The sequence below is a fragment of the Dyadobacter diqingensis genome, assembly GCF_024220585.1.
Lineage (GTDB): Bacteria > Bacteroidota > Bacteroidia > Cytophagales > Spirosomataceae > Dyadobacter > Dyadobacter diqingensis.
Window position 1 is genome coordinate 1 of record NZ_JAMXKF010000027.1, and the last position, 367, is coordinate 367.

The window sequence follows — 367 nt, forward strand, 5'->3', positions numbered from 1 at the left end:
GTGCAGGTCGGAACTTACCCGACAAGGAATTTCGCTACCTTAGGACCGTTATAGTTACGGCCGCCGTTTACTGGGGCTTCGATTCAATGCTTTACCTTGCGGCTGACATCCCCTCTTAACCTTCCAGCACCGGGCAGGTGTCAGGCCCTATACGTCAACTTGCGTTTTGGCAGAGCCCTGTGTTTTTGCTAAACAGTCGCCTGGGCCATTTCTCTGCGGCCTCTCTTGCGAGGAGGCTCCCCTTCTCCCGAAGTTACAGGGTTAATTTGCCGAGTTCCTTAGCCGTGATTCACTCGAGCACCTTAGAATATTCTTCTCGACTACCTGTGTCGGTTTACGGTACGAGCTGCATTCAGCTGATGTTTCA

The 367-nt window shown here is 52.3% G+C and carries 1 rRNA gene; it reads right to left on the bottom strand.

Annotation, left to right across the window (positions count from 1 at the left end):
- Nucleotides 1-367 (bottom strand): 23S ribosomal RNA (locus M1L62_RS29275); the annotation flags it as partial.